The sequence below is a fragment of the Roseomonas rosulenta genome, from assembly GCF_016106005.1.
Taxonomy (GTDB): Bacteria; Pseudomonadota; Alphaproteobacteria; order Acetobacterales; family Acetobacteraceae; genus Neoroseomonas; species Neoroseomonas rosulenta.
The window spans coordinates 1-3,263 of the sequence record NZ_JACADR010000384.1 but is presented as its reverse complement, the minus strand read 5'-3'; the positions used below and the strand labels follow the sequence as shown (position 1 = coordinate 3,263).

General features: G+C 73.7%; 3 protein-coding genes. 1 reads left to right on the top strand and 2 read right to left on the bottom strand.

All coding sequences use genetic code 11. The features are described 5' to 3' along the window. Window positions 1-208: hypothetical protein (locus HW578_RS24645; RefSeq protein ID WP_198373347.1), on the top strand; the 208-nt coding region annotated here is incomplete at its 5' end. A 69-nt stretch (window positions 209-277) separates the two neighbouring features. Here the strand turns inward: HW578_RS24645 and HW578_RS24640 are convergent. Together HW578_RS24640 and HW578_RS24635 are read right to left on the bottom strand one after the other, a co-directional pair. After that, window positions 278-1,858 (bottom strand): ABC transporter substrate-binding protein, encoded by a 1,581-nt coding sequence (locus HW578_RS24640; RefSeq protein ID WP_198373346.1) that lies wholly within the window; start codon window positions 1,856-1,858, stop codon window positions 278-280. A 153-nt stretch (window positions 1,859-2,011) separates the two neighbouring features. Further along, window positions 2,012-3,263 (bottom strand): glycosyltransferase family protein (locus HW578_RS24635; RefSeq protein ID WP_198373345.1); only part of this gene is annotated, 1,252 nt, incomplete at its 5' end.

The following is a 3,263-nucleotide window of genomic DNA, read 5'->3' as shown; positions in this document are numbered from 1 at the left end:
CCCCGCGCTGGGGGGCGGCGGCGTGGACGCGCTGGGGCCGGCCCCGGCGCCGCTCGCGATCCTGCGCGGGCGGCACCGGCGGCGGCTGCTGCTCAGGACGCGGCGCGACATCGCTGTGCAGCCGCTGCTGGAGGCCTGGCTCGCGAAGGTCAGCGTGCCGGGCAATGTCCGGGTCCAGGTCGATGTGGACCCGGTGGGGTTCCTGTAGAGCGCCGGTCGCGGGACCGGCGGCGCGCCCCGGAAGGCCGGCCGCCGGATGCGCCGCCAGCCCCGGGCCTCAGCGCGCCGGGCGCACGCCCATCGCGATGGTGCGCTCGTCCATGCGCGGATCGTGCGTGAGGCCCCGCCGCGCCGCCCAGGTGTTGATGTACTGCACGAGCTGGATCACCGGTTCCTCTTCGGCGAACAGTTCCACCGCCTCCTGCCAGATCGCCTCGCGCCGCTCGTCGTCCAGCGTGGCGGAGCCGCGCGCCGCCAGCGCGTCGAAGGCAGGCGAGGAGAAGCGCGCGTTGTTGTTCGCCCCGGTCAGCAGCTGCCGGTTGTTGGTGGCGATGGTGTTGACCAGGAAGTTCGAGCCCTCGCCTGTGGAACTGCCCCAGGCGCCGATCTGCATGGCGTATTCGATGCGCGCGCGGCGCGGCACGAAGGCGGTCCAGGGGAGCGCCTCGATCTGCGTGCGCACGCCGATGCGCGTCCACATCTGGCCGACCGCCTGCGCCAGGCGCGAATCGTTCGGCCAGCGGTCGTTCGGCGTATGGATTGTGACGCGGAAGCCGTTGGGATAGCCGGCCTCGGCCAGCAAGCGCCGCGCGCCGTCGGGGTCGTAGGCGCGCGGGCGCACCCGCGGATTGTAGCCGAAGGCGCCTTCCGGCAGCCATTGCGCGGTCGCGGTCGCGGCCCCTTCCATCACCTGGTCGACCAGCGCCTGGCGATTGATCGCCATGGACAGCGCACGGCGCACCCGCACGTCCTTAAAAGGGTTCACCGGCAGCGGCTGGCCGTTGTTGTCGGTGATCAGCGGCGTGCCGCCGTCGCGCGAGTAGTCGGGCGCCATGTAGACGGTGCGGGTGCTGGCGATCTCGGTGACCGTCACGCGGTTGTCGCGCCGCAGCCGCGCGAGGTCGGAGGTCGGCACCTGCTCGATCAGGTCGAGGTCGCCGGCCAGCAGGGCCGCGGTGCGCGCCGCGTCATTGGCGACGATGCGGTAGGAGACGCGCGCCCAGGGCTCGGCGCCGCCGAAATAGGCCTCGTTGCGCGTCATCTCGATGCGGTCGCCTGAGCGGTAGGAGACCAGGCGGTAGGCGCCCGTGCCGATCGCCGCGCGGCCGGTGTTGAAGTCCTCGGTCGCCGCACCTTCCGCCGCATGCCGCGCGATGATCGACACAGAGGCGAGGTCGAGCGGCATCAGCGGATGCGGCGCGCGGGTGTGCAGGCGGATGGTGTGCGGGTCCACCACCTCCACCCGCTCGATCGCGCGCAGGAAGCCCTGGAAGCCGCCCGGGCTGTTCGGCACGTTCGGCACGCGGGAGAAGGTGAAGACCACGTCGTCCGCCGTGAAGGGCCGCCCGTCGTGCCAGGTGACCCCCTGGCGCAGCTTGAACTCCCACACCGTGTCCGAGACCACGCGCCAGGATTCCGCCAGCGAGGGGCGCGGGCGCGCGCGCCCGTCGCGTTCCACCAGCCGGTCGAAGATGTGCATGGTCAGCGCGTTGTTCGGCCCGACATTGTGGAAATGCGGGTCGATGGTGGTGACCGGCGCGGCGGAGCCGAGGGTGAGCGTCTGGCCCATCGCGGCCGGCGCGAGCAGCGCGGTGACGGCGACAGCCAGGGCGGCGGCGCGCGGGCGAAGGTGTTTCATGGCTCGTTCCCGTTGTTATGGCCGGTCGCGGGAGGCGCGCCGGGACGGTGGCGATGATGGCACGGAAGCGGCGCCGGTGGGCAAGGCGGCCAGGCGCGGGGGATCAAAGGCTGACGCCTGGCCGACAGACGCCAATTCCTTGTCGGCCGGCTGTCAGTGCCCCGGGCGGCTGAGCAGGATCCCGGCGATGCCGGCCGGTGCCTCGGCCGCGAACAGCGCGACGCGCAGCGGTGCTTCCGGCGCGACCTCGACCTCCAGCGCGGCCGAAGGGTCCAGCCGCCCCTGGGGCTGCGCGGCGGCGCCGATCGCGAAGCCGATGGGCGGCAGCGCCTCGCCCGGCAGGGGAAGGACGCGCAGGCGCCAGCGCCCCGGCGGCACGGCGAATTCCCCCCATGCGCGCCGCGCCGGCCCGCCCGCCGCGAGCGGCTCGAGCCAGGCCGCCGCATACCCATCTGGCATCAGCCGCGGCATGGCGTGCGGGCCGGCATAGTCGAGATCCTCCGGGTCGAGTACATGCACCTCGCGCCCGGTGACGCGCTCGGCCTGCGCGGCCAGGTGCGGCAGGCGCAGGTGCTTGCCCAGGCGTGGCCGCTCGGCCCAGACGATGCCGTGGTCATGCGCCAGGCGCTCCCAGAGCGGGCGGCGGCGGAACACCGGCTTGGGCGAGCCCGCCATATGCAGCACCCAGCCGCAGCGCCAGTCGTCCGGCGTGCGGCCGCCGGGGACGTGGTTGAAGGCGCTGTCGAGCTCGTGGATCGGGTGGCCGCCGCGCCGCGCCGCCACGTTCATCAGGTCCTGCTCGAGCAGCGTGCCGGCGACGATGCCGCGCCCGAGCTCCTCGAGCATGTGCAGGTGGCGGCGCGAGAGCACCAGCACGCCGGCGTTGAAATAGGTCTTGGGCGGGAAGGGCGCGCCGCCGAGCAGCGCGGTGGCCTGTTCCGCCAGCGCCCTGCGGTCGAAGCGCTGTCCCTCGGGGAAGGCGCCGACCGCTTCGGGCGGTATGAGGGCAAACAGGTCCGGGCAATGTGGCCGCAGGACGATGTCGGAATCCATCAGGATGAAGCGGTCGTACTCCGCCGCCACGTCCCGCGCGGCCGCCTTGATGATCGGCCGCGGCAGGCCAGGCGCGCTGTGCACCACGCGCAGCTCGGCGCCGATCGCGGCGGCATAGGCGGCGATGCCGGGGCCGGTGATGTCCCATTCCGCCTCCGTCTGGCGGCCCACGACCAGCACGATAATGGCGCGGCGGCCGGTGGCGGCGGGCAGCGGCGCGGCCGCGTGGCGCGCCGCGAGCGCGACGAGGGATGGCGTGGCCTCGCGCGTCTCGAATGCCGCCTCGGGGTGGCCGGCATCCGGCGGGATCAGCAGCAGTCCGCCGGGGTCGAGCAGCTCCGCCGCGGCCGCC

Bases quoted from the DNA above. Each gene is read 5' to 3' on its own strand.
- HW578_RS24640 (WP_198373346.1), bottom strand. From the start codon at position 1,858: ATGAAACACCTTCGCCCGCGCGCCGCCGCCCTGGCTGTCGCCGTCACC.